Origin of the sequence: Gilliamella sp. B14384G12 (genome assembly GCF_016101825.1) — a bacterium.
GTDB lineage: Bacteria > Pseudomonadota > Gammaproteobacteria > Enterobacterales > Orbaceae > Gilliamella > Gilliamella apicola_N.
Genome location: NZ_JACFPU010000008.1, coordinates 79,662 through 104,958, shown reverse-complemented (window position 1 = coordinate 104,958; position 25,297 = coordinate 79,662). Strand labels below are relative to the sequence as shown.

Here is a 25,297-nt window from a genome sequence, read left to right as displayed (position 1 = left end):
ATGAGTGATTGGATAACTGTTTGTAAAATAGAGGATATTCTGCCAGAGACAGGTGTTTGTGCGTTAGTTGGGAAAGCGCATGTAGCGATCTTTCGTCCTTACCACTCCAACGAACTTTACGCGATAAGTAACATTGATCCTTTTGCTGATGCTAGTGTGTTGTCTCGTGGCATTATTGGTCAGCATAATGATGAATTATGGGTCGCTAGCCCACTTAAAAAACAGCGTTTTCGTTTAAAAGATGGTTATTGTTACGATGATGAGAATAATTCTGTCCCTCATTATGAAGTAAAAGTGAATGATGATGGCTCTGTACAAGTAAAAGCGGATTAAAAATTTGAAAGGATAACTTTGTTATGTATACCGATACTATCAATAAATGTGCCACTAATGCGGCACGCATTGTTCAATTTGCAAAATCTAATCCATTAGGATTTTGGTTAAGTTCAGCTATGGCTGGTGCATATGTTGGGCTTGGTATTATTCTTATTTTTACGCTTGGTAATTTAATTGATCCTGCTTTAAGACCATTATTAATGGGGGCAACGTTTGGGATTGCTTTAACATTAGTCGTGATTGCCGGTTCCGAGTTATTTACGGGACATACCATGTTTTTAACCTTTGGTGTGAAATGTAAAAGTATTACTCATAAACAAATGTGGTTTGTATTACCACAAACTTGGTTAGGAAATTTGCTAGGTTCGATTTTTGTTGCAATAATTTACTTTTATGCTGCAACTCCTTTACTATCAACTGATACTAGTTTAGTGCATAGCGCTGCGTTAGCTAAAACATCAGCGTCCGCTAGTGCGTTATTTTTTCGTGGTATATTATGTAACTGGTTAGTATGTTTAGCTATTTGGATGGCTAATCGTGTTGAAGGTTCAGCGAAATTTATTGCTATCTGGTGGTGTTTACTGGCTTTTATTGCCTGTGGTTATGAACATTCGGTTGCCAATATGACACTTTTTTCTTTGTCTTGGTTTGGTAACCATAGTGATAATTATACATTAGCTGGCATAGGTCATAATTTATTATGGGTTTCATTAGGTAATATTGTTTCTGGGGCTATTTTTATGGGGTTAGGATATTGGTATGCAACGCCTAAATCAGAACGCCCTTAGCGCCAATTACATAGTTAAAGTGCAGGAATGAAAGTGTTATGGATTATTTTCCTCTATTTTGTAAACTACAAAATCGCCATTGTTTATTAGTTGGGGGGGGTGAAATTGCTGAACGTAAGGCTCGTTTGTTGCTTGAAGCTGGGGCTAGTATCACTGTTAATGCCGTCACTTTTAGCCAACAATTTTTGGTTTGGCAAGATCAAAAACAATTAACGTTAGTCCAAGATGAATTTAAAGCGGAATTACTAGATGATAAATGGCTGGTTATTGCTGCGACTGATAGTGATAAAACTAACCAACTAGTAAGTATTGAAGCTGAAAAGCGACGTATTTTTTGTAATGTAGTTGATTCTCCAAAAGATGCTAGTTTTATTATGCCTTCAATTATCGACCGTTCACCAATTATGGTAGCGGTTTCATCCGCGGGACATGCACCTGTTTTAGCACGATTATTACGTGAAAAATTAGAGGCTATTTTACCGCAACATTTAGGTAAATTAGCGCGATATGCCGGTTATTTACGTAATAAAGTTAAACTAAGTTATAAAACATTGACAGAACGTCGTCGATTTTGGGAAAAGTTATTTAACCATGATAGGCTAGCACAAGCTATTGCTAATAATGATTCAGAACGTGTTGAATTATTGACTAATGAATTATTTGATATGTCACTTGATGATCGCGGAGAAGTTGTTTTAGTTGGCGCTGGACCAGGCGATGCGGGTTTACTAACATTAAAAGGACTACAGCAAATTCAACAAGCTGATATTATTGTTTATGATCGATTAGTATCAGATGAAATTATGAACCTTGTACGTCGTGATGCTCAGCGTATTTTTGTTGGTAAACGAGTGGGATATCATTGTGTTTCACAAGAACAAATTAACCAACTCTTGTTAGAACAAGCTCAAAAAGGGCTACGTGTAGTACGCTTAAAAGGAGGAGACCCTTTTATTTTTGGTCGTGGTGGAGAGGAACTTGAAGCTTTATTTAATGCTAATATTCCTTTCTCAGTCGTGCCAGGTATAACTGCCGCTTCTGGTTGCTCCGCATACAGTGGCATACCTCTAACACATCGTGATTATGCTCATAGTGTACGTTTGGTTACAGGACATTTAAAAAATGGTAATCATTTGGATTGGCAAAGCTTAGCAGCAGAAAAACAAACGTTAGTTTTTTATATGGGGCTTTCTCAAGCGGAAAATATCAGTAATCAATTAATTAAACATGGTATGAATGCTCAAACCCCTATTGCTATTATCGAGGAGGGAACAAGTACTAAGCAAAGAGTCATTACCGGTTTGTTGGGCGATTTAGCAAATCTGGCTTTGCAAGCGCATAGTCCGAGTTTGGTTCTTATTGGGCCAGTGGTTGCACTGCGTGAAAAATTAAATTGGTTTTCTAACCATTAATATAAATAGGCAAGTAAATGTTAACTATTAGTCATATACTTGTCTATTATTTATAGAATATCTTATTTTTTAACCTTAACAAATTTATTTTCAATAATTTTTATTCTATATAAAATAGATGAGAATTATTTGTCTTTGATCACTAGACCTACTCTTTACTTTGTAAATACCACACAGTCATTTCCATGCGAGATTTAAAGTTAAGTTTTTTAAATATGCTTTTGATATGAACTTTTACCGTACTTTCAACAATATCTAAATCTTTAGCTATTAATTTATTGGATAGTCCTTGCACTAATAAATGAAATATTTCATGCTCCCTAGGGGTGAGAAGACTGACATCATGGATCGGTTTTGTTGTCGGTTCATCACCGTGACGCATATAATTGAGAATAATATGCGAAATTGCATCATCCATTATTACTTTACCAATTGAAATATTTTGTAATGCTTTGATAAAGTCTTCTGGTTCCATATCTTTTAATAGATAACCATCAGCACCTATTTTAAGCGCTGTAATAATATCTTCTTTTGCATTCGATACGGTAAACATAATGATACGACTAGAGATATTTTTTTCACGCAAAACTCGAAGAATATCTAAACCATTGACATCATGTATATTAATATCAAGTAATATAATATCAGGGTCGAGCTCTTCAGCCAGTTTAATCCCTTCTATTCCTGAACCTGTTTCACCCACTATTTCAAAATAATTGACAGTATGGATTAATTGCTTTACACCATTTCTTAACATAGGATGATCGTCAATAAGTAATATTGAACTTTTAATTTGTTCCATCGGTTACTCTTCTATTATTTTTAATGGAATAGCTTTTATCGCTTTAAATGTTACCACAATTCGTGTTCCTTTATTGGGTTTACTATCAATGACTAAATTACCATTTAATATCTCAATTCTATCTTGCATAATAATGAGTCCGTAATGGTGATCTTGTTTAATTTTACTTTTAAAACCTATTCCATTGTCTTTTATATTTAGTGTAATAATCTGATTATTATCCATTTCTAATTTTATTATTACACTGGAAGCTTTTGCATGTTTATATACGTTATTTAGTGCTTCACGAATAAATTGCAATAAATGAAAGGCATATTTACTATTGATAATATTTAAAGGCAATTGATATTTAAGCTGAATATTAAATTTTAATTTGACATTAAACTCTTCTACTAATTCAACTAAGCTTGCATAAAACCCTGTTTGATTTAGACGTAAACGAAAAGAAGTGATTAACTCTCTTAGTTGCGAGTAAGTAACATTGACTTCTTTGCGCATAGTAGTGAGTAAATCAACGCTGGTTGGTGAATTCAAATCAGATTGCATCTGTAAGCAACTGAGGTAAATTTTTAAACACGATAGCGATTGGGCTATCGAATCATGTAATTCGCGCGCCATTGCTGAACGCTCTTTCATTAATAAATATTGTTTTTGTTGTTCAATTTGCCTATCAAGCATAATTGCTGTGGTCATTTGTTCAATTAATCCAGTAATTAGATTCTCTTGTTCAATGCTGAGTGTGACATCAGCGGGTTGAATAGCAAATAAAATTCCATATTTTTCGCCATTTTCTTGAAGATACCAAAGGCGTTGCTCCCCATTTTTTTGATCAATTTTTGAGGGAGTTAAACAGGCATTACATTTGGGATTAAGACAATAGGGTAATTTTTGTTGGTTATCATAACCAATCTGTTGATAATGTTCTGGATTATCTGATTCATAAAAACGAATTTGAAATTGCGAGAGTGGCACCAATTCTTCTAATTCTCGTAATATTTTAAGAAAACGCTCACATAATGGTTCTGAAGTATGTAGTTGCTTAGTTGCATAATATTGAAAAGAAATAATTTGATTGGTCTTTTGTAATTCAGATGTTTTTTCGGCAACTCGTTGTTCAAGTAATAAATATTGTGATTCTATTTGTTCTGACATTTTATTAAAAGCTAACCCAAGTAAATCAAATTCATTCTTTTTTTTCCGAATGTTAAAACGTTTATTGAAGTTATGCTTTGAGATCGCTTCTGCCATATCAATCAGTTTTTGCCATGGAACTAAAATATAGCGACGTAAATAGGAGATTTGGATAATCAAAGAAAGTATGATAATGACAATAAATAGTAGTTGTAACTGAAAAATATAATGGATCTGTTTTTCTGTTTTCTGATCAATTTTGTGTACTAAGTTACTAGTGAGATCAACATAATTATCTATATCATTTTTTACTTCATCACTTTTTTTTGCTTGTTGTATTTTTGGTGCTATATTGCTTATCCACTCATTTTGCAATTGATTAAATTCATTGGTTAAGCCGTAATGTTCAAATAATTGTAAACATTGTTTGGAAGATGATAACTCTTTAAAAATATTAAGATGATTATAATCATTTTGGGATAGTGGGATAATTGTCAAAAGTTGATAACTTTTCATTCTGAGTAACCCTAACTGATTAATCATATAAGCACTGCCTTTGGTATCATTGGCGATTCTAATTGATAATGATAATGCTACTAATGCAATACCTCCTAAAATGAACATAAGTAGTGTTAAACGGCTAGTAATAGAGGCATTGTAGCGAACTTTTCTTCCCGACATATTGAAACTCTATAGGATTACAAATATTTTAAATAAATAATAATTTATAACTATTGTAGCGTGAAAGCAGTATATCTCTGATCTTTTTTGTAACTTTTTGCGATCTTTTAGTAAACAGCGCTTGCAACAAGCATAAATTTTGCGTAAAATTCACGCCCTATAAGATTAATCATACAGACATATATGTTCAATCAAGTAATCGTCTGTTTTTTATTGCGGAGTTAAGTATGTACGCAGTTTTCCAAAGTGGTGGCAAGCAACACCGAGTTAGCGAAGGACAAGTCGTTCGCTTGGAAAAAATTGAAGTCGAAACAGGTGCAGAAGTTGTTTTCGATAAAGTTTTAATGGTAGCAAATGGTGAAGACATCAAAGTTGGTGCTCCGTTTGTTGAAGGTGCAACAATTAAAGCAGAAATTGTTGAGCACGGTCGTGGTGACAAAGTGAAGATTGTTAAATTCCGTCGTCGTAAACACTATCGTAAACAACAAGGTCACCGTCAGTGGTTTACTGATGTGAAGATCACTGCAATCGCTTAATAGGAGTATCGAACAATGGCACATAAGAAGGCGGGTGGTTCATCACGTAATGGTCGTGATTCCCAGAGTAAACGTTTAGGTGTTAAACGTTATGGTTCTCAAGAAGTTCTTGCAGGTAATATTCTAGTTCGTCAACGTGGAACTCAATTCCACCCAGGCACTAACGTAGGTTGTGGTCGTGATCATACTCTATTTGCCTTAATTGATGGACAAGTAAAATTTGAAGTTAAAGGACCTAAAAACCGTCGTTATGTTAGTGTAATTGCTAACAGTTAATTAAAAACGGTTTGGACGTTATAGAAGCCTCACAGTTATTGTGGGGCTTTTTTCATTTCTTGAAATTCACATAAATTAATTGCAATATGATAAAGCAGCAAAATGTAAAATTAGGTTTTGCATTAGCCATGTTAACTGCGGTGATGTGGGGCGTAGTGCCGATTGCAATGAAATATGCGTTAGTGGTGATTGACCCGCTAACTTTAGCATGGTCGCGACTTTCTATTTCCGCAATTGGTATTACCATTTGGCTTGCATATAAAAAACAATTTCCAAATTTAGCAATTTTTAAAAAACGTCGTCGTTTTATTTTGTTGATGGTTGCAGGATTTGGATTATTAGGCAATTTTGCATTATTTGCTACTGCAGTACACTATCTTAGTGCCACAACAGCTCAAGTTGTTGGGCAAATGGGTATTGTAATATTTATGATTTCAAGTGCTTTTATTTTTAAAGAAAGGTTAAGGTCAACGCAAATCATTGGTATAACAATATTGTTGATTGGATTAGGACTATTTTTTAATAAAAATATTGTTGATCTTTTTGCTAATATGTCTACATATGGCATTGGTGTATGGCTTGCTTTACTTGCTTCGGTTTCATGGGCATGTTATGCGCTGGCTCAAAAAGTTTTATTGCAAAAATTACGTGCGGAACAGCTACTTTGGTTAATTTACCTTATTTGTGCTGTATTTTTATGGCCTTTTGCATCACCTAGCATGATAGCTAATGCGGATGGTACCCAATTGTTTGCCATCATATTTTGTGGTTTAAATACCATTATTGCTTATGGTGCATTAGTGATGGCTATGGAACGCTGGCAAGCAGCACAAGTTAGTGCTATAACAACTTTAACGCCTTTATTTGCACTAATATTTTCCGATTTGTTTGCGTTAATTTGGCCAGAAAAATTTGCTATGCAATATTTAAATATTTTAGGTTATATTGGTGCAGTATCTGTTGTTGCAGGCGCTATGTTTGCGACTATTGGACACCATATTTGGCATCCAAGAAAAGGTTGGCTAATTAACCGGAAAAAAGGGGAAGAGTAATGAAATTTGTTGATGAAGCTTCAATCCGAGTAGAAGCCGGCGATGGTGGGAATGGTTGTGTAGGTTTTCGTCGAGAAAAATATATACCTAAAGGCGGACCTGATGGTGGAGACGGTGGCGATGGTGGTGATGTATTTTTTATTGCTGATGAAAATTTAAACACATTAGTTGATTTTCAATTTGAAAAAAATTATCGCGCAGAACGTGGACAAAATGGTCAAGGTTCAGATTGTACAGGTAAACGCGGTAAAGATATTACCGTTAAAGTACCCGTTGGAACACGTATTACCGACAAATACACAGGCGAAATTATCGGTGATTTAACACATCACCAGCAAAAAGTATTAGTTGCCAAGGGCGGATTCCATGGTTTGGGTAATGCTCGTTTTAAATCATCGGTAAACCGTGCCCCAAGACAAAAAACCGATGGTACTCCAGGTGAAAAGCGTGATGTGCTTTTAGAATTATTGTTACTTGCAGATGTGGGTATGTTAGGTCTACCGAATGCAGGTAAATCAACCTTTATTCGTTCTGTTTCTGCTGCTAAACCAAAAGTTGCTGATTATCCATTTACAACTTTAGTTCCAAGTTTGGGTGTAGTAAGAATAGATAATGAACAAAGCTTTGTTGTTGCTGACATTCCTGGTTTAATTGAAGGTGCATCAGATGGAGCAGGTCTTGGTATCCGTTTTTTAAAACATCTTGAACGTTGTCGTGTATTAGTTCATTTAGTTGATATAGCGCCTATTGATGGAACTGATCCTATTGAAAATGCAAAAGTAATTATTCAAGAATTACATCAGTATAGTGAAAAATTAGCTAATAAACCACGTTGGTTAGTATTTAATAAAATGGATGTGTTGGGCGCCGAAGAGAGCGCTAAGCGTGCAGCAGAAATTGCCAAAGCACTTGATTGGCAAGACAAATATTATTTAATTTCAGCTGTTAATCATGAGGGTGTAAAAGCTTTGTGTTGGGATTTGATGGAATACATGAATGCTCATCCGCGTGAAGCTGAACAAGAAGAATCATCACCTGAAAAAGTAGAATTTATGTGGGATGATTATCACCAACAAGCAATGGATGAAGCTTTTGACGATGATGATTTTGATGATTGGGACGAAAGTGATGAAGAGGGTGTCGAGTTCATCTATCAAAAATAAATAAGTCTCTATTCTATATTCTACTGAACTTAACTACTTTATTAAATTATCTATTACAAGTAGAGGCTACCGCCTCTACTTGTTTCTTTTGTTTTTTTATTTGGTTAGATATTGATCTAATTCGTAAAACAATTCATGAAAAATTTATTTTAAAAAAGTCAAAAAAAACGCTTGCTTTTAATAATGAGAATCATTATCATCAATTCGTACTTTGTTAGAACGTCGAAAGACTTCTAAGAAGTATGACATTGCTCACATTGCTTCCAATGTTTGCCAGCTTGGTTTACCTAGGCTGGCTTTTTTATTTTCATGCTATTTAGAGTATTGAGACGTAAAAATTTAACCTCAATCATATTGACAATAAGTGTTTATATTCAAGTAGTAACTTATTTTTAATCATTTTTATGTTACTCATATATTATATGAAAGTGATTAATGGTAGTAATAAATGATAGTAAAAACTCATAGTAAAAACTTCCATTTGGTATCGATGCTAAATCTCTATACAATTTTCGTTACTCATTGGTAATATACTTATACTGCTACAAATTATTACAAATCCTGTATTAGTTATAGAAATTTGGCGAGACTATCACATTTACATTTATATGTTTCAATTAGTTATCATTAATTATTAGCTGATTGATCATTGATATCAAATAAAATGAGTAATGCTGCATTGCCCCCAAATTCTTTCGGTGCTTGATGAAAGCAAATAATTTGTGGATGCTGAGCAAGCCACATTGGTGTTTGTTTTTTTAATATGTTTTTTCCATGTCCATACATAATGCATGCACATGGTGTTTTTTCTCGCAAACACGCAGCAATAAGCGCGGCTATCTCTTTTTTTGCTTCTCGTTGTGTCAATCCATGTAAATCTAAAAAAAATTCAGGTTCATAAAAACCGCGTCGTAATTTTTTGACTTCGTTAGGATCTGCATTTTCTCTACTATAACGAATAGGATCTTCTTGTAATAGTGGTTGATAATCATCTGAAAAATAAAACTCAGTATTAACTTTTTCATGTTGCTGTTTTTGGGTTTCTATTACTTTTTGTGAGCGTTTTTGTGGTTTGTGGAGCACAGTATCTTGCTTTATCTTTTTGGTATCTCCAAGGCTATTTTTAAATAAATTGATATCATCGTGGGTTAATTTGAATTTATTTAGCATTATTTTTTCACTCAGGGTAAATTTTATCTTTAAATTCGCATAGATCTTCGATTACGCATGAACCACATCTGGGTTTTCTAGCAATACAAGTATAACGACCGTGTAAAATTAACCAATGGTGGCAATTAATTTTATATTTTTCTGGAACAACCTTTAGTAATTTTTCTTCAACAGCCTCAACTGTTTTACCTGGAGCAAAACCCGTTCTATTACTGACACGAAAGATATGGGTATCAACCGCAATTGTTGGCCAACCAAAAGCGGTATTTAGTACCACATTTGCTGTTTTTCGACCAACACCAGGCAATGCAATAAGTGAATCAAAATTTTCTGGTACTTGTCCTTGATACTTATCCACTAATATTTTACATGTTTTTATGATGTTTTCGGCTTTGCTATTATAGAGGCCGATTGTGCGAATATAATCTTTTAATTTATCAACGCCAAGGGCTAAAATTTGTTCAGCAGTATTGGCGACAGCAAACAATGGTTTCGTTGCTTTATTGACGCTAATATCAGTAGCTTGAGCTGAAAGTACAACCGCAATGAGTAATTCAAAAGGCGTTTTGTATACAAGCTCAGTTGTAGGATCTTTAATATGTTCTTTTAGTCTTTCTAAAATCTGAATTCGAGTTAATTGTTTCACAAAATGATTATATGAAAAAGTAATTTGTCATTTATTATATACCCTAATTTAGGGTTTATCTGTAGGTTAAATTTAGTTTTTAAATAGTTTATACCGATGAAGATATATCGCTATTAAAATATAAATTAAATATTCTTAATATTAGCATCAGGTTATCTTTAGTTTTTTTGTTTATAGATATCTATAAATCGCCTGCTTTTTAGCATAAGTTTTTTATGGTAAGCTAGCCAACTATTTTAAATTTCATTTTACAGGGTATATTATAAAAATGTCGTTACCAATGATTATCACCTTTGCTGTGTACATTTTAGGAATGATTGCAATTGGTTTTTTTGCGTTTCGCGCAACACAAAACTTTGGTGATTATATATTAGGTGGACGTCGTATCGGTAGCGTTGTGACAGCACTTTCTGCTGGAGCTTCTGACATGAGTGGTTGGTTATTAATGGGGCTTCCTGGCGCTGTTTTTTTATTTGGTATTTCGCAAAGTTGGATTGCAATTGGTTTAATCATTGGTGCATATCTAAATTGGTTACTGATTGCTGGAAGACTGCGTGTTTTTACTGAAATTAACCATAACTCATTAACATTACCCGATTACTTTGCTCGCCGATTTGATGATAAAAGCTCATTACTCCGTATTATTTCAGCCATTATTATTCTTATTTTCTTTACTATTTATTGCGCTTCAGGTGTAGTTGCAGGAGCCAAGTTATTTGAAAGTACATTTGGTATGAGTTATGGATGGGCAATGTTAGCTGGGGCTGGAGCAACGATAGCTTATACATTTATCGGTGGATTTCTAGCAGTAAGTTGGACTGACACTATTCAAGCTAGTTTGATGATGTTTGCACTTATTTTAACCCCAATTATGGTTATGGTGAACGCTGGTGGATTTACTGATGCAATGAATTATATTGAATCACTTAATCCTGATTATGTTAATTTATTTGCTCATATGGATTTTGTTGCCATTATTTCACTATTGGGATGGGGGCTTGGATATTTTGGTCAACCTCATATTTTGGCAAGATTTATGGCTGCAGACTCGCATGATGTAATGAAAAATGCTCGTCGAATTAGTATGACATGGATGATTTTATGCTTAGGAGGCGCAATTACTGTTGGCTTTTTTGGTATTGCTTTTTTTGCTCATAACCCTGGTTTAGCCTATCTAATCAATGATGGTAAACATGAACGTATTTTTATTGAATTGTCAAAATTACTCTTCAATCCTTGGATTGCAGGTGTTTTATTGGCTGCTATTTTAGCTGCGGTTATGAGTACTCTAAGTTGCCAATTGTTGGTTTGTTCAAGTGCATTAACAGAAGATTTTTATCGCGCATTTTTTAGACCAAAAGCAAAACAAAAAGAACTTGTTTGGGTCGGGCGTATAATGGTACTAATTGTATCAATTGTAGCAATATTATTAGCGATTAATCCAAATAACAGTGTACTTGATTTGGTAAGCCATGCATGGGCTGGTTTTGGTGCGGCATTTGGTCCTATTATTGTATTTTCTGTTTTTTGGGCACGTATGACACGTAACGGAGCATTAGCCGGCATGATAATTGGTGCAGTAACTGTATTACTTTGGATTAATTTTAATTGGTTTAATCTTTATTCGCTTATTCCTGGATTTTTATTTGCTTCTATTGGCATTATTATTTTTAGCCTTTTTGATAAAAAACCTAATGAAATAGTGGAAGATCATTTCAAACAAGCGTATAAACGTTATCATAACAAGACACAATAGATTATTATTTAAAATAAGATATAAATCGTAAAAAAATTAATAGGTAGAATATTATGACAAAAAATGTGATCAAACAACTGCAAGAGCGAGGACTTATTGCTCAGCTTACTGATGAAAAAGCACTAATAGAACTAATTGAACAAAATTCTATTGCGCTTTATTGTGGTTTTGATCCAACAGCCGATAGCCTACATTTAGGGCATTTGGTACCGTTACTTTGTTTAAAACGCTTTCAATTAGCAGGTCATAAACCTGTTGCTTTAGTTGGTGGCGCGACAGGATTAATTGGTGATCCTAGTTTTAAAGCCGTTGAACGCAAACTTAATACTCAAGAGACAGTTGTTGAATGGAGTGAAAAAATAAAACAGCAAGTTTCACCATTCTTAGATTTTGATTGTGGTGAACAATCGGCTGTTGTTGCCAATAACTACGATTGGTTTGGTGGCATGAACGTCCTAACATTTTTACGTGATATTGGTAAATACTTCTCGGTTAATGCCATGATTAACAAAGAATCTGTCAAGCAACGTATTGATCGCGATGAAGTAGGGATCTCGTTTACAGAATTTTCTTATAGTCTATTACAATCCTATGATTTTGCTTGCTTAAATAAATCTCATAATGTTGTTTTACAAATTGGTGGATCTGACCAGTGGGGTAATATTACGGGTGGTATAGATTTAACGCGTCGTTTACATCAAAAACAAGTTTATGGTTTGACCGTACCTTTGATCACAAAATCAGATGGAACTAAATTTGGTAAAACCGAAAGTGGTGCAGTATGGCTTGATCCTAAAAAGACGAGTCCGTATAAATTTTATCAATTCTGGATTAATACTGCTGATGCTGATGTTTATCGGTTTTTGAAATTCTTTACATTTATGCCATTAAGTGAAATTGATGCATTAGCGGAAGAAGATAAAAATAGTGGTGTTGCTCCTCGTGCTCAATATGTTCTTGCCGAGGAGGTTACTCGTCTAGTACATGGTGAAGAAGGACTAAATGCAGCTAAACGAATTACTGAAAGCTTATTTTCAGGGCGATTAAGTGATTTATCCCAAGCCGATCTAGAACAGCTTGCGCAAGATGGCATGCCAACGCTTGATGTTGAAAGTGATGTTGATTTACAACAAGCAATTGTCAATGCTCAATTTGCACCATCACGAGGGCAAGCTAGAACTATGATTGAATCGAATGCTATTTCAATTAATGGTGAACGTAATACAACAACTGATTATCGTTTTTCAGATAATGATAAACTTTTTAATCGTTATACTTTGCTTCGTCGTGGTAAAAAATATTATTGCTTATTAATTTGGAGATAATTCCATGAAAAGTATTTTATCGATTCAGTCACATGTGGTATTTGGTCATGCGGGAAATAGTGCTGCTGTGTTTCCTATGCGTCGAATAGGGGTAAATGTTTGGCCTCTAAATACAGTACAATTTTCTAACCATACTCAATATCATCAATGGACTGGAACGGTAATGCCTGCATCTCATCTGATTGAGATTGTTGATGGAATTAATGCCATTGATGAATTAAAACGTTGCGATGCAGTACTAAGTGGTTATATGGGATCACCAGAACAAGGTGATGCCATTATTGAGATTGTTAAAAAAGTAAAAGCTGTTAATCCAAATGCTATTTATCTTTGTGACCCAGTGATGGGGCATCCTGAAAAAGGCTGCTTTGTTGCACCAGGTGTATCTGCATTTTTATGTAATACTGCATTACCTATGGCAGATATAATGGCACCCAATATACTTGAGCTTGAAGAACTTAACGGTAAACAACACATTAATAATGTTGATGAGGCTATATTAGCTTGCAGAGCCATATGTGAAAAAGGACCAAAAGCTATTTTGGTTAAACATCTAAGCCGAGCAGGATATCATAATGATCGTTTTGAAATGTTACTTGTGACTCAAAATGAAGCATGGCACATTAGTAGACCGTTAGTTGATTTTGGTGTAAAACAACCGGTTGGTGTTGGTGATATGACCAGTGGATTATTTTTAGCTAATATTTTACTTGGAAAATCATTGGTAGAAGCTTTAGAACATACTACTGCTGCGGTGTATGCTGTTATGCTCGAAACTTTAAAACAAAATGAATATGAATTACAATTGGTTGCAGCACAAGATGAAATAGCAAAACCAACTCAGTGGTTTAGTGCGAAAAAAATTGATTAATTATCAAAATATGTAAAAATGAGATATCTTTCTGGATTATTATATACATGAGGGGATAATGGATAACATTTCATTGGGAGGAAAGCTTGCCTATTTAAGAGAGCAAATGGGATTCACTCAAGATGATATTGCCAATAAGATTCATGTCCGTAAAACGATAATTGATGACATTGAAAAAGAACAATTGATTCGGACTTCTTTTGTTTTTGTTAAAGGATATATCCGTTCTTATGCTGAACTAGTAGGTTTATCCGCTGATGAATACCAACCTTATCTTGATGAATTATCCCACCACTACCAATCCTATGAAATGAAAAATTATTCACAAAAATATAAAAAAAGACATGGAAAAAAAATATTTCTTATGATTGTTCTAGTTTTTTTATGTACATTAGGTGTTACCCTATATTATGTTAATAAAGAAAATAAAAGTAATCTTGTGGAAGTTAGTCACTATATTTCTCCATCACTATCTAAACATGTTAATAGTTAGCAAATTTTCTTATTCTCATACAGACTTTTGCTTTAAATCTTGTTAAGATTGCTGGCTAGTTATTTTGTAATATAATTAGGCATGTTATGAGTCATCAAGATTCACCTATTATTAGACGAGAATCTACCCAAATTTATGTCGGCAATGTTCCTATTGGTGGTGGGGCTCCAATTGCTGTTCAATCGATGACAAATACTCGTACAACAGATGTTGAAAAAACCTTAGCCCAAATTCAAGCTCTTGAACGTGTTGGCGTCGATATTGTTCGTGTCTCTATTCCCACAATGGATGCAGCAGAAGCTTTTAAACTTATTAAACAGCAAGCAAAAGTTCCGCTTATTGCTGACATTCATTTTGATTATCGCATTGCTCTGAAAGTTGCTGAGTATGGAGTAGACTGTTTAAGGATAAATCCTGGTAATATAGGTAACGAATCAAGAATACGTGCGGTTGTTGATTGTGCTAAAGATAAAAATATTCCAATTCGCATAGGGGTTAATTCAGGCTCACTGGAAAAAGATATACAAGAAAAATATGGGGAGCCAACTCCGCAAGCAATTGTAGAGTCAGCTATGCGTCATGTTGATATACTTGACCGGCTTAATTTTGATCAGTTTAAAGTTAGTGTAAAAGCTTCTGATGTTTTTACAGCAGTTGATGCTTACCGATTGTTGGCTAAGCAAATTAAGCAACCATTGCATTTAGGTATTACTGAAGCTGGTGGAGTTCGTAGTGGCGCTATTAAATCGGCTATAGGGTTGGGATTGTTATTATCAGAAGGTATTGGCGATACCTTACGTGTATCATTAGCTGCCGACCCTACAGAAGAAGTGAAAGTTGGATTTGATATTTTAAAATCACTTCGTATACGGGCTCGAGGCATTAATTTTATTGCATGCCCTACATGTTCTCGTCAAGAATTTGATGTGATAAATACGGTAAATATATTAGAACAAAGATTAGAAGATATTATTACACCTATGGATGTCTCAATTATTGGTTGTGTGGTCAATGGCCCTGGTGAAGCATTAGCTTCAACTATGGGGGTTGCCGGCGGTCATAATAAAAGTGGCTTTTATGAAGATGGTGTGCGAATAGGCCGTATTGATAATGAGCAAATGATTGACGAATTAGAAGCTAAAATCCGTGCTAAAGCATTATTATTGAAAAATAAAATTTCAACAACTGAATTATAATTTTAAAAGAAAGTGAATAAAAAAATGACAGATAAAAAAATTCAATCAATACGTGGAATGAACGATTTACTTCCAACTGAAAGTGCAAGTTGGCAACAGATTGAAAAAATCGTTAAAGGCGTATTAAATAGCTATGGTTATAACGAAATTAGAACACCTATTGTTGAAGATACTGCACTTTTTAAAAGAGCGGTAGGTGAAGTCACAGATATCGTTGAAAAAGAGATGTATACATTCAATGATCGTAATAATGAGAGCATTACTCTGCGTCCTGAAATTACAGCAGGTTGTGTTCGTGCCGGTATTGAACATGGTCTTTTTTATAACCAAGAGCAAAGACTTTGGTATTTAGGACCGGCTTTTCGTTACGAAAAACCGCAAAAAGGGCGTTATCGTCAATTTCATCAATTTGGTGTTGAAGTCTTTGGGCTTGAAGGACCAAATATTGATGCAGAACTTATTTTATTAACAGCTCGTTTTTGGAAAGCGCTGGGTATTGAACAGCATACTTCTCTTGAACTTAATTCAATTGGTTCTCTTGAGGCTCGAGCAAATTATCGTAATGCTTTAGTAAGCTTCCTTGAACAACACAAAGATAAATTGGATGAAGACTGTCTACGTAGAATGTATACTAATCCATTAAGAGTTCTTGACTCAAAAAATCCTGTTATACAAGATTTATTAGATAAAGCACCAAAATTATTTGATTATTTGGATGAAGAATCTAAAGAGCACTTTGATGGTTTGTGTCGCTTATTAGATAATGCTGGTATCAAATACAATATTAACCAACGGTTAGTTCGTGGATTAGATTACTATAATCGCACTGTTTTTGAATGGGTAACAAGCAGTTTAGGAGCACAAGGTACCGTTTGTGGTGGTGGTCGTTATGATAGTCTTGTTAGCCAACTAGGAGGACAACCTACACCAGCTGTTGGTTTTGCTATGGGTGTTGAGCGTTTAGTTTTATTAGTTCAAGCAGTCAACCCGTCATTGAACTGTGATAATTCAATTGATATTTATATGATTTCGTCAGGTGATGAAAAGACAATCTCAGCAGCACAATGCATAGCAGAACAATTACGAGATGGATTACCTGAAAAACGCATTGTCACCAATTATGGTTCCAGTAATTTTAAGAAACAATTTGCCAAGGCTGATAAATTAGGTGCTAAAATAGCGGTTATTATTGGTGAAAATGAAATAGCAAACCAAACAGTAACCATTAAAAATTTACAAAACGGTGAACAAGTTGAAGTAGCGCAAACAAATATTATTCAAACTTGTTTGGCTATACTATAAAGGATAATAGGAGAAAAAAGTGAGTCATCAATTAACGCCTGAGGAACAATTTTCGGAGATTAAAGAATTTTTTGCAAAAACATGGAAAATAATGGTTGCAGTTATCATAATTGGTTTACTAGCTTTTTATGGATGGCGTTACTGGCAATCTTATAAAGTAGATAAGTCAATTGAATCATCAGAGCGATATGAACAATTAATAGCGAAATTGGATAATAGTAACCCCGATTCTGTCAATGAATTAGTCGCCTTTGCTAAAAAGGACGACACTATTTATAGTGTATTTGCTAGTTTTAATGCAGCTAAATTTTATGTCGAAGTATTAAAAGATTATGCAGGCGCACAAGTTTTACTAACGGATTCTCTAAAGAAAACGGATGCAGAACCCATTAAAGCAATCGCATACATTCGAATAGCTCGTTTACAATATCAACAAGAGCAATATCAAGATAGTTTAACTTCATTAGGTAAGGTATCTGAAAAAAGTTGGATGACCATTGTAAATGATATTCGTGGTGATATATTTGTGAAAATGGCTCGTTATAGTGATGCTGTTGATGCATATAACCTTGCGTTGACTTCATCCTCAACTAATGAGTTAAAAACAAATATAAAAATGAAATTAAATGAAGCACAATACTTAAAAGCTAAACAGGAAGAACAAGCATTAAAAGATAAGGCAGAACAAGAGTCACAAGCGAACAAAGCAGCAACAGAAGAAAGTAAAAATTAATTTATCCTGCTATAAGGGGCATATAATATGAAGTTAACAAAATATTTTTTTACCAGTGTTTTAATTTGCTCACTTGCAGGATGTTCCTTATTTGGTGGTGAAGAAGAGATTGTACAGATTTCACCTTCACCAACAGTGAAAAGCCAATTTCCTATTCAGCAAATATGGCGAAATAGTACATCGGGAAATACGCAAATTTACTCATTATTAGGTCCAGCTAGTTATGATAATACTGTTTATGTTGCTAGTCGCAGTGGACAGGTTAAAGCGATTGATTTATTAAGTGGTAATACTATATGGGATGTAAATTTATCCCAAAGCACATTTTTTAGTAGCAAAACAGCTTTGTTTTCTGGTGGAGTAAGCGTTGATGACAAATATGTTTACATTGGAAGTGAACGGGCGGTTGTTTATGCCTTAGATCGTAGTAATGGTAAAGTTGTTTGGGAAAAAAAAGTAAACGGCGAAGTACTTGCTCGACCTGTATCTTCTCAGGATAAATTGATTATTCATTCTGCTAATGGCATTTTACAAGGACTAAACCGTAATACCGGTGAAGAACTGTGGGATGTAACTCTTGATACTCCATCTTTGTCGTTAAGAGGCAATTCAACACCAACGGTCGTTCATGGTGCGGCAATTGTGGGGGATGATAGTGGGCGAGTAAATGCTTACTATATCAAAGATGGCCAACTCATTTGGCAGCAACGTATTTCTCAACCGACAGGTTCAACTGAAATAGCAAAATTGAACGATGTTGATTCTACACCTGTTGTTGAAGGAAATTTGGTTTATTCTGTTGGTTATAATGGATATGTTGCAGCATTGGATCTAAGTAATGGTCAAGTTGTTTGGCGTAAGCAATTAGGTTCAACTCATAGTTTTGCTGTTGATTCCCAACAGATATTCGTTGTTGATCAGGATGATAATGTTCAAGCTATCACTAAAAAAGGTGGTGCACTGGACTGGACCCAACCAAGCCTTTTACATCGTCAATTAACCGATCCAGTTGTTTACCAAGATTATATTATTGTAGGTGACTTTGAAGGTTATTTGTATTTTCTAAATAAAGATAGTGGCGAAATCGTTGCTAAAACACAAGTAAGTAGTAGTGGTTTAATATCGCGACCATTAATAGTAGACAATAAAATAATTGTTCAAGCTAAAAATGGTGATATTTATGCGTTTATAAAAAATTAAGGTAAATAGAGAATATACATGGTACCAGTTATAGCACTAGTTGGTCGTCCAAACGTTGGAAAGTCGACTTTATTCAATCGGTTAACTCGAACTAGAGACGCATTAGTTGCTGATTTTCCCGGATTAACTCGTGATCGTAAATATGGGCGAGCCGAAATTCAAGGACATGAATATATCGTCATTGATACTGGCGGTATTGATGGAACTGAAGATGGGGTTGAAAGCTTTATGGCAGAACAATCCCTACAAGCAATTGAAGAAGCAGATATTGTTCTTTTCTTAGTAGATGCTAGAGCAGGTGCTATGCCTGCTGATCATGCTATCGCTAAACACTTGCGTTCCCGCCAGAAAGCTACATTTTTAGTGGCTAATAAAATTGATGGTATTGATGCTGATATTGCTATTTCTGACTTTTATGGGCTAGGATTAGGTAAGATTCATTCAATTGCTGCTAGTCATGGTCGAGGAGTAAGTTCATTAATTGAGACTGTTTTAGAGCCTATTTTTCAATTCAAAGATGAACATCAAAATAATTTTGTTAACGATGAATCATCTAACGATTTGCCCGAGTCATATGATGATCTTGTCCTTGATGATGATGATACTCAATCACTGATAAATCAACCTATCAAGGTTGCTATTGTTGGTCGCCCAAATGTTGGTAAGTCAACACTAACTAATCGTATATTAGGTGAAGAGCGTGTTGTTGTATATGACATGCCAGGAACAACGCGAGATAGCATTTATATACCAATGACACGTGATGAGCGTGAATACGTCTTAATTGATACCGCAGGTGTTCGTAAAAGAGGTAAAGTAACCGAAACCGTTGAAAAATTTTCTGTCATTAAAACATTACAAGCAATTGAAGATGCTAATGTTGTGATTTTAGTTATTGATGCCAGAGAAGGAGTATCAGATCAAGACTTATCATTACTTGGCTTTATTATAAATAGTGGTCGCTCACTTGTAATCGCTGTTAATAAATGGGATGGCTTATCACAAGACATCAAAGAACAAGTCAAGACGACTCTTGATGATCGGCTTGATTTTATTGATTTTGCTCGAGTACATTTTATTTCTGCTTTACATGGTAGTGGAGTTGGTAATTTATTTGATTCCATTCAAGAAGCTTATGATTGTGCAACGCGTCGTGTAAATACGGCACTACTAACAAAAATAATGCAAATGGCACAAGATGATCATCAACCTCCTTTGGTGTGTGGTCGTCGAGTAAAATTAAAATATGCACATGCTGGTGGCTATAATCCACCAATTGTTGTTATTCATGGTAATCAAGTTGAAGATTTACCTGACTCTTATAAGCGTTATTTAATGAACTATTTTAGACGTTCATTAAAAATTATGGGTTCGCCAATTCGAATACAATTCAAAGAAGGAGCTAACCCATTTGAAGGTCGAAAAAATAGCTTAACAGCATCACAGCAACGTAAACGTCGCCGGTTGATGAAACATGTTCGAGGTCGAAAATAAATTATGCCAAAAAAAATAGCAGTTAATCATGGGCAAGAAGGCATTTGCCCGAACTGTAATGAAAAAATGAGTCGTGTTTCTCCTCAACATTTTAGTTGTTCTAAATGCCAACAACATTACATTGAACAATATATATGTCCAATTTGCCAACAAAATGCGCAAATGATTAAAGGCTGTGGCTCGATCAATTATATTTGTCAAACAGATGGTTTAATATCAAGTAGTAAAGTGATATTTCATTATTTACCAGAATAGAAAAAACTATTTATATTAAAGTTATAAGAGGTTATTTAATGCGAATTATATTATTAGGTGCACCTGGGGCAGGAAAGGGAACCCAAGCACAATTTATTATGCAAAAGTATGGTATCCCACAAATCTCAACTGGGGATATGCTACGTGCCGCAGTAAAAGCAGGTAGTCCATTAGGTTTACAAGCAAAATCACTTATGGATGCAGGAAAACTTGTTACTGATGAGCTGGTAATAGCACTAGTTAAAGAACGTATTGCACAAAGTGATTGCTCTAATGGTTTTTTATTAGATGGTTTTCCGCGTACAGTGCCACAAGCTGATGCAATGAAAGCTGCTGGTATTAATGTTGATTATGTACTTGAGTTTGATGTGCCTGATGAAGTGATTATTGATCGTATGAGTGGACGACGAATCCATGCTGCTTCTGGTCGTGTTTATCATATACGTCACAATCCACCAAAAGTTGAAAATATTGATGATGTTACTGGTGAATCGCTAACTATTCGTAAAGATGATAGCGAAGAAATTGTTCGTAAACGTCTTGTTGAATATCATGATTTAACTAAACCTTTGATTAGTTATTATCAACATGAAGCTAAAGAAGGTCGTACACAGTATTTCCGTATTGATGGAACCCAGCCAGTTGCTGATGTTACAAAAGAATTAGCTAAAATCTTAGGCTAATTGATTTTAGTAAAAGAGTCAGATAGTTTTTAGCTATCTGACTTTTTTCTATTGCATAATAGGTCAATTCGAAGCAGCTGTAAGGGCTTGCTCTAGATCAGCAATAATATCATCAATATGTTCGATACCAATAGATAAGCGAATCATTTCTTGACTGACTCCTGCTTTTTGCAGCTCTTCATTATTAAGTTGTCTATGTGTTGTGGTGGCTGGATGGCAAGCTAATGAACGAGTATCGCCGATATTAACTAAGCGAATTATCAGTTTTAATGCGTCAATAAATTTAGCTCCAGCTTGCTTACCTCCTTTTATACCAAACGATAAAATACCAGCTGGCAAACCATTATCCATCTGTTTTATGGCTAATTGGTGTTCTGGATGATTTGATAAACCAGCATAATTTACCCAGCTAACTTGAGGATGAGCTTCTAAATATTGGGCGACTTTTAGGGTATTTTGGCAGTGACGTTCAACTCTTAAAGATAATGTTTCGAGTCCTTGTAATAGTAAAAAAGTATTAAATGGAGATAATGCTGCCCCCATATTACGTAATGGTATAACACGACAACGCGCTATATAAGCAGCAGTACCAAATGTTTCAGTATATGAAACGCCATGGTAAGATGGGTCAGGTTGATTTAACATTGGATATTTATCCGCATGATCTTTCCAAGGAAATTTACCTGAATCAACAATCATTCCACCTAAACTATTGCCGTGTCCACCAATATATTTAGTGAGGGAATGAATGACAATATCCGCTCCAAATTCAAACGGTCGGCAAAGTGCAGGGCTCGCAACAGTATTATCGACAATCAAAACGATACCATGACGATGAGCAATATCCGCTAATGCCGCAATATCAACAATGTTGCCAGCGGGATTACCTATACTTTCACAATAGATGGCTTTAGTTTTGTTATCTATCTGTTTTTCAATAGCAACAAGATCATCGTGAGGGGCAAACTTAGTTGTAATACCAAAGTTAGGTAATGTATGAGCAAATAAATTATACGTTCCACCATAAAGCTTAGAAACTGAAACAATATTTTCACCAGTAAAAGTAATTGCTTGAATTGCATAAGTAATGGCAGCCATACCTGATGCTACAGCTAAGGCGCCAACTCCGCCTTCAAGGGCCGCAACTCTTGCTTCAAGTACTGCATTAGTTGGATTTGTAATTCTTGTATAAATATTGCCAGGCACTTTCAAATCAAAAAGATCTGCGCCATGTTGTGTGTCATCAAAAGAATAAGAAGTGGTTTGATAAATAGGTACAGCAACAGCGTGGGTTGTTAATTCGGGTGTATAGCCAGTATGGATGGCAATGGTTTCTGGTTTCATATTAGAGCCTCATTATTGCAGTGTGAGACTCTATTTTGCAAAAAAATTTTAAAAAAAGCAATGAATTATAAAACCATTCTTACAATATCAATTTCGCCTAATTCTTTATAAAGATTTTCAATTTGGTCAATATGTGTTGCATTAATAGTAATCGATACAGAATGATAATTACCTTTACTACTTGGTTTGATAGATGGAGTATAATCACCAGGCACATGGCGTTGAATTACGGATACAACTTTGTCAACCAACTCTGGTTTTGCTTCTCCCATCACTTTATAGGTGAATGAACAAGGGAACTCTAATAGTTCATTTAATTTTGTTTGTTGCATAATTTTATACTTCTCATTTTATTAGTTCATTTTATTGGTATGACTACCAAGAATAACGAATATATATAGGCTGTTTATACTTCTTCAAGTAATATGAAATATAAACATCGCTTTTTAAAGCTTATAATTTGATCTATGATAGGGAAATTCTAACATAGCTTGATAAATCTATCTTGCATTTTGTTCATAAATATAAGGTTAATACAGCATGTCATCTTTGTCCAATAACAAAGAATCTTTTGGTACATTATTAGGTTATGCGCCAGGAGGCGTTGCAATTTATTCATCTGATTATGAAACATTAGATTCCAACCTTTACCCTAATGATGCCTCATTTCGCAGTTATTCTGGTCATGAATATATGGGATATAAATGGCAATGTGTCGAATTTGCTAGGCGATTTTTATTTTTAAATCACGGTATTGTATTTACCGATGTGGGTATGGCGCATGAGATATTCTCGTTACGATTTTTAAGACATGTTATTAATGAAGCGATTTTACCTTTACAAGCATTTGCCAATGGCAGTAAACGTGCACCAGAAGCAGGTGCATTATTAGTTTGGGATGATGGAGGATTTTTTGATCGTACCGGTCATGTCGCTATTATTACCGAAGTATTTGAAGATAAAATTCGGATCGCTGAGCAAAACGTAAGACATACACGTTTGCCTATTGGTCAGCAATGGACTCGTGAGCTTGCTATGACAAGGATAGATGGCGGTTATCAGTTACATGATACGTTTGATGATACAACGATTCTTGGTTGGATGATTCAAACAGATAATACCGAACATAGTTTGTCACAACCTAATGTACCTAAGCCGTTGTTAGCGATCCACAGTGCTCATATTGAAAATGAAAGCCAATTTGATAAAAAGTGGCTAAATGAATTAGATACGCTCGAAAATGCCTATGTATCAGCCACAGGGCATGCAATCAGCCATGACGATCAATATCGTTATTTCACCATTTCAGAAAGCGCGGAACAAGAGTTAATTCGTGCAACCAATGAATTACATTTAATGTATTTACATGCTACTGATAAAGTATTAAAAGATGATAGCTTATTAATTAATTTTAATATTCCGGAAATATTATGGCCAAGGCTTAGACTCTCATGGCAACAGCGTCGCTATCAAATGATCACAGGACGATTAGATTTTTGCATGGATGAACGAGGTTTTAAAGTTTACGAATATAACGCTGATTCAGCTTCTTGCCATACTGAAGCCGGACACATTCTTGATAAATGGGCAATTCAAGCAGGATTAAATGTGGGTGTCAATCCAAGTAGTGGTTTACTCAATTCTTTAGCTAATTGTTGGACACATAGCGATGCACAAGCTTTTGTTCATATTATGCAAGATAACGATAGTGAAGAAAATTATCATGCATTGTTTATGCAAACAGCCCTTACCCAAGCAGGATTTAGTAGCAAGATTCTACGTGGACTTAATGGGCTAAAATGGGATAAGCGAGGTCGATTAGTTGATGATGAAGATCGACAAGTCACATGTGTTTGGAAAACATGGGCATGGGAAACCGTTCTAGAGCAACTACGAGAAGAAAGTGAAGCTCAGATTGCCGGCTTACCAATTCGCACTTGGCATCCTGAAAATGCGGTAAGATTAATTGATGTGCTTTTACGACCTGAAGTTTCAGTTTTTGAACCTTTATGGACGGTTATTCCAAGTAATAAAGCTATTTTACCTGTTTTGTGGTCTTTATTCCCTAATCACCGTTATTTATTAGAATCAACGTTTGAACTTAATGACAGTTTAATTAAAAAAGGTTATGCCATTAAACCTATTGCAGGTCGTCGGGGAAGTGATATTCAATTAGTTAGCAGTCAAGAACAGATTCTTGATAAAACAGTAGGACAGTTTGCTAAGCAAGAAAACATTTATCAAGAACTCTGGTGTTTGCCAAAGGTTGATGATCGTTATCTACAATTATGTACTTTTACTGTAGGTGGACATTATGGCGGAGCATGTTTACGTTCTGATCCCTCTTTGGTTATAAAAGGTGAAAGTGATATGCAACCATTACGTGTTTTAACTGATGAGGAGTTTTTAAAACAATTGCAATAAAGAGTTTTTGTAAAAAAGTTTCAGGTTATGCATACGTTTCAGTATAAGATTTAAAGGGAATCACTCTATTAAGTGGTGTTATTATAATTTTTGTTGTATTAATACTTATTAATGTATTATTTTCTGTAATAAATATATAAAGCTTTAATTAACATTCAAATATAAAAGACATAATATCGGTGAGTTTAACAATTACAATAATAAATTTTTTTGTTAAAATTGATACAA

The 25,297-nt window shown here is 34.8% G+C and carries 25 protein-coding genes; 19 read left to right on the top strand and 6 right to left on the bottom strand.

Annotation, left to right across the window (positions count from 1 at the left end; translation table 11 throughout):
• Genes nirD through cysG form a run of 3 tightly spaced genes read left to right on the top strand, consistent with a single transcriptional unit; the run spans position 1 to position 2,536 of the window.
• On the top strand, positions 1–333 hold the full coding sequence (gene nirD / locus H3S73_RS09425; RefSeq protein WP_039128913.1) for a nitrite reductase small subunit NirD: 333 nt from the start codon (positions 1–3) through the stop codon (positions 331–333).
• Between the two features lie 23 nt (positions 334–356).
• Positions 357–1,124, top strand: a complete 768-nt coding sequence (gene nirC / locus H3S73_RS09420) for a nitrite transporter NirC (protein WP_086325929.1) — start codon at positions 357–359, stop codon at positions 1,122–1,124.
• Positions 1,125–1,162: 38 nt separating this feature from the next.
• The gene (gene cysG, locus H3S73_RS09415) at positions 1,163–2,536 is read left to right on the top strand and encodes a siroheme synthase CysG (RefSeq protein WP_198236426.1); all 1,374 of its coding nucleotides are present in this window, start codon (positions 1,163–1,165) and stop codon (positions 2,534–2,536) included.
• Between the two features lie 148 nt (positions 2,537–2,684).
• On the opposite strand, the gene narL is transcribed toward cysG, so the two are convergent.
• Complete coding sequence (gene narL / locus H3S73_RS09410; protein ID WP_084389920.1) at positions 2,685–3,338, bottom strand: two-component system response regulator NarL; 654 nt, start codon at positions 3,336–3,338, stop codon at positions 2,685–2,687.
• Between the two features lie 3 nt (positions 3,339–3,341).
• Positions 3,342–5,150, bottom strand: coding sequence for a nitrate/nitrite two-component system sensor histidine kinase NarX (narX, locus tag H3S73_RS09405; protein ID WP_198236427.1), 1,809 nt, complete (start codon positions 5,148–5,150; stop codon positions 3,342–3,344).
• Between the two features lie 227 nt (positions 5,151–5,377).
• On the opposite strand from narX, the gene rplU reads away from it, so the two are divergent.
• The 4 genes from rplU to cgtA all read left to right on the top strand — a co-directional run bounded on the left by rplU (position 5,378) and on the right by cgtA (position 8,177).
• Complete coding sequence (rplU, locus tag H3S73_RS09400; protein WP_025314436.1) at positions 5,378–5,686, top strand: 50S ribosomal protein L21; 309 nt, start codon at positions 5,378–5,380, stop codon at positions 5,684–5,686.
• A gap of 15 nt (positions 5,687–5,701) precedes the next feature.
• A complete protein-coding gene (gene rpmA, locus H3S73_RS09395; protein WP_025314437.1) occupies positions 5,702–5,962 on the top strand; it encodes a 50S ribosomal protein L27 in 261 nt (86 codons plus the stop codon).
• Between the two features lie 86 nt (positions 5,963–6,048).
• Entirely contained in the window at positions 6,049–7,014 is a 966-nt protein-coding gene (locus H3S73_RS09390) for a DMT family transporter (RefSeq protein WP_039129751.1), read from the top strand.
• Positions 7,014–8,177, top strand: coding sequence for an Obg family GTPase CgtA (gene cgtA / locus H3S73_RS09385; protein WP_198236428.1), 1,164 nt, complete (start codon positions 7,014–7,016; stop codon positions 8,175–8,177). Before H3S73_RS09390 ends, cgtA begins: the two co-directional genes overlap by 1 nt.
• Positions 8,178–8,804: 627 nt before the next feature.
• Here the strand turns inward: cgtA and smrB are convergent.
• Entirely contained in the window at positions 8,805–9,347 is a 543-nt protein-coding gene (gene smrB, locus H3S73_RS09380; protein WP_086325934.1) for an endonuclease SmrB, read from the bottom strand.
• 7 nt (positions 9,348–9,354) lie between these two features.
• Positions 9,355–9,993 (bottom strand): endonuclease III, encoded by a 639-nt coding sequence (gene nth, locus H3S73_RS09375; RefSeq protein ID WP_065738293.1) that lies wholly within the window; start codon positions 9,991–9,993, stop codon positions 9,355–9,357.
• A 262-nt stretch (positions 9,994–10,255) separates the two neighbouring features.
• Between nth and putP the strand changes: the two genes are divergently transcribed.
• The 11 genes from putP (at position 10,256) to adk (ending at position 21,301) form a co-directional block, all read left to right on the top strand.
• On the top strand, positions 10,256–11,749 hold the full coding sequence (gene putP, locus H3S73_RS09370) for a sodium/proline symporter PutP (protein WP_370528798.1): 1,494 nt from the start codon (positions 10,256–10,258) through the stop codon (positions 11,747–11,749).
• A 53-nt stretch (positions 11,750–11,802) separates the two neighbouring features.
• Positions 11,803–13,074: a tyrosine--tRNA ligase gene (gene tyrS, locus H3S73_RS09365; protein WP_232352965.1), complete on the top strand. Its 1,272-nt coding sequence runs from the start codon at positions 11,803–11,805 to the stop codon at positions 13,072–13,074.
• Positions 13,075–13,078: 4 nt separating this feature from the next.
• Positions 13,079–13,945 (top strand): pyridoxal kinase PdxY, encoded by an 867-nt coding sequence (gene pdxY / locus H3S73_RS09360; protein WP_144092007.1) that lies wholly within the window; start codon positions 13,079–13,081, stop codon positions 13,943–13,945.
• Positions 13,946–14,003: 58 nt separating this feature from the next.
• Positions 14,004–14,438: a RodZ family helix-turn-helix domain-containing protein gene (locus H3S73_RS09355; protein WP_086325937.1), complete on the top strand. Its 435-nt coding sequence runs from the start codon at positions 14,004–14,006 to the stop codon at positions 14,436–14,438.
• 86 nt (positions 14,439–14,524) lie between these two features.
• Entirely contained in the window at positions 14,525–15,634 is a 1,110-nt protein-coding gene (gene ispG / locus H3S73_RS09350) for a flavodoxin-dependent (E)-4-hydroxy-3-methylbut-2-enyl-diphosphate synthase (RefSeq protein WP_198236430.1), read from the top strand.
• A 24-nt stretch (positions 15,635–15,658) separates the two neighbouring features.
• Positions 15,659–16,936, top strand: coding sequence for a histidine--tRNA ligase (hisS, locus tag H3S73_RS09345; protein WP_198227576.1), 1,278 nt, complete (start codon positions 15,659–15,661; stop codon positions 16,934–16,936).
• A 19-nt stretch (positions 16,937–16,955) separates the two neighbouring features.
• The gene (locus tag H3S73_RS09340) at positions 16,956–17,669 is read left to right on the top strand and encodes a tetratricopeptide repeat protein (protein ID WP_198227575.1); all 714 of its coding nucleotides are present in this window, start codon (positions 16,956–16,958) and stop codon (positions 17,667–17,669) included.
• Positions 17,670–17,696: 27 nt separating this feature from the next.
• Complete coding sequence (gene bamB, locus H3S73_RS09335) at positions 17,697–18,869, top strand: outer membrane protein assembly factor BamB (protein ID WP_198227574.1); 1,173 nt, start codon at positions 17,697–17,699, stop codon at positions 18,867–18,869.
• 18 nt (positions 18,870–18,887) lie between these two features.
• Complete coding sequence (gene der, locus H3S73_RS09330; RefSeq protein WP_198227573.1) at positions 18,888–20,363, top strand: ribosome biogenesis GTPase Der; 1,476 nt, start codon at positions 18,888–18,890, stop codon at positions 20,361–20,363.
• Positions 20,364–20,366: 3 nt separating this feature from the next.
• Positions 20,367–20,618, top strand: coding sequence for a zinc-ribbon domain-containing protein (locus H3S73_RS09325; RefSeq protein WP_198227572.1), 252 nt, complete (start codon positions 20,367–20,369; stop codon positions 20,616–20,618).
• Positions 20,619–20,656: 38 nt separating this feature from the next.
• Positions 20,657–21,301, top strand: a complete 645-nt coding sequence (gene adk, locus H3S73_RS09320; RefSeq protein WP_039128367.1) for an adenylate kinase — start codon at positions 20,657–20,659, stop codon at positions 21,299–21,301.
• A gap of 63 nt (positions 21,302–21,364) precedes the next feature.
• Here adk and H3S73_RS09315 read toward each other — a convergent pair whose 3' ends face one another.
• Both H3S73_RS09315 and ybeD read right to left on the bottom strand, forming a co-directional pair.
• Complete coding sequence (locus H3S73_RS09315; protein WP_025314453.1) at positions 21,365–22,645, bottom strand: bifunctional O-acetylhomoserine aminocarboxypropyltransferase/cysteine synthase; 1,281 nt, start codon at positions 22,643–22,645, stop codon at positions 21,365–21,367.
• Positions 22,646–22,710: 65 nt separating this feature from the next.
• Positions 22,711–22,977, bottom strand: a complete 267-nt coding sequence (ybeD, locus tag H3S73_RS09310; protein WP_198236431.1) for a DUF493 family protein YbeD — start codon at positions 22,975–22,977, stop codon at positions 22,711–22,713.
• Positions 22,978–23,185: 208 nt separating this feature from the next.
• Here ybeD and gss point away from each other — a divergent pair, with 208 nt between their 5' ends.
• Positions 23,186–25,069, top strand: coding sequence for a bifunctional glutathionylspermidine amidase/synthase (gene gss, locus H3S73_RS09305; protein WP_198236432.1), 1,884 nt, complete (start codon positions 23,186–23,188; stop codon positions 25,067–25,069).
• Positions 25,070–25,297: the final 228 nt, after the last annotated feature.

Bases quoted from the DNA above. Each gene is read 5' to 3' on its own strand.
- cysG (WP_198236426.1), top strand. From the start codon at position 1,163: ATGGATTATTTTCCTCTATTTTGTAAACTACAAAATCGCCATTGTTTA.
- pdxY (WP_144092007.1), top strand. From the start codon at position 13,079: ATGAAAAGTATTTTATCGATTCAGTCACATGTGGTATTTGGTCATGCG.
- narX (WP_198236427.1), bottom strand. From the start codon at position 5,150: ATGTCGGGAAGAAAAGTTCGCTACAATGCCTCTATTACTAGCCGTTTA.
- nirC (WP_086325929.1), top strand. From the start codon at position 357: ATGTATACCGATACTATCAATAAATGTGCCACTAATGCGGCACGCATT.
- rpmA (WP_025314437.1), top strand. From the start codon at position 5,702: ATGGCACATAAGAAGGCGGGTGGTTCATCACGTAATGGTCGTGATTCC.
- H3S73_RS09390 (WP_039129751.1), top strand. From the start codon at position 6,049: ATGATAAAGCAGCAAAATGTAAAATTAGGTTTTGCATTAGCCATGTTA.
- tyrS (WP_232352965.1), top strand. From the start codon at position 11,803: ATGACAAAAAATGTGATCAAACAACTGCAAGAGCGAGGACTTATTGCT.
- hisS (WP_198227576.1), top strand. From the start codon at position 15,659: ATGACAGATAAAAAAATTCAATCAATACGTGGAATGAACGATTTACTT.
- H3S73_RS09315 (WP_025314453.1), bottom strand. From the start codon at position 22,645: ATGAAACCAGAAACCATTGCCATCCATACTGGCTATACACCCGAATTA.
- adk (WP_039128367.1), top strand. From the start codon at position 20,657: ATGCGAATTATATTATTAGGTGCACCTGGGGCAGGAAAGGGAACCCAA.
- nirD (WP_039128913.1), top strand. From the start codon at position 1: ATGAGTGATTGGATAACTGTTTGTAAAATAGAGGATATTCTGCCAGAG.
- bamB (WP_198227574.1), top strand. From the start codon at position 17,697: ATGAAGTTAACAAAATATTTTTTTACCAGTGTTTTAATTTGCTCACTT.
- gss (WP_198236432.1), top strand. From the start codon at position 23,186: ATGTCATCTTTGTCCAATAACAAAGAATCTTTTGGTACATTATTAGGT.
- der (WP_198227573.1), top strand. From the start codon at position 18,888: ATGGTACCAGTTATAGCACTAGTTGGTCGTCCAAACGTTGGAAAGTCG.
- rplU (WP_025314436.1), top strand. From the start codon at position 5,378: ATGTACGCAGTTTTCCAAAGTGGTGGCAAGCAACACCGAGTTAGCGAA.
- ybeD (WP_198236431.1), bottom strand. From the start codon at position 22,977: ATGCAACAAACAAAATTAAATGAACTATTAGAGTTCCCTTGTTCATTC.
- narL (WP_084389920.1), bottom strand. From the start codon at position 3,338: ATGGAACAAATTAAAAGTTCAATATTACTTATTGACGATCATCCTATG.
- cgtA (WP_198236428.1), top strand. From the start codon at position 7,014: ATGAAATTTGTTGATGAAGCTTCAATCCGAGTAGAAGCCGGCGATGGT.
- ispG (WP_198236430.1), top strand. From the start codon at position 14,525: ATGAGTCATCAAGATTCACCTATTATTAGACGAGAATCTACCCAAATT.
- H3S73_RS09325 (WP_198227572.1), top strand. From the start codon at position 20,367: ATGCCAAAAAAAATAGCAGTTAATCATGGGCAAGAAGGCATTTGCCCG.
- H3S73_RS09355 (WP_086325937.1), top strand. From the start codon at position 14,004: ATGGATAACATTTCATTGGGAGGAAAGCTTGCCTATTTAAGAGAGCAA.
- smrB (WP_086325934.1), bottom strand. From the start codon at position 9,347: ATGCTAAATAAATTCAAATTAACCCACGATGATATCAATTTATTTAAA.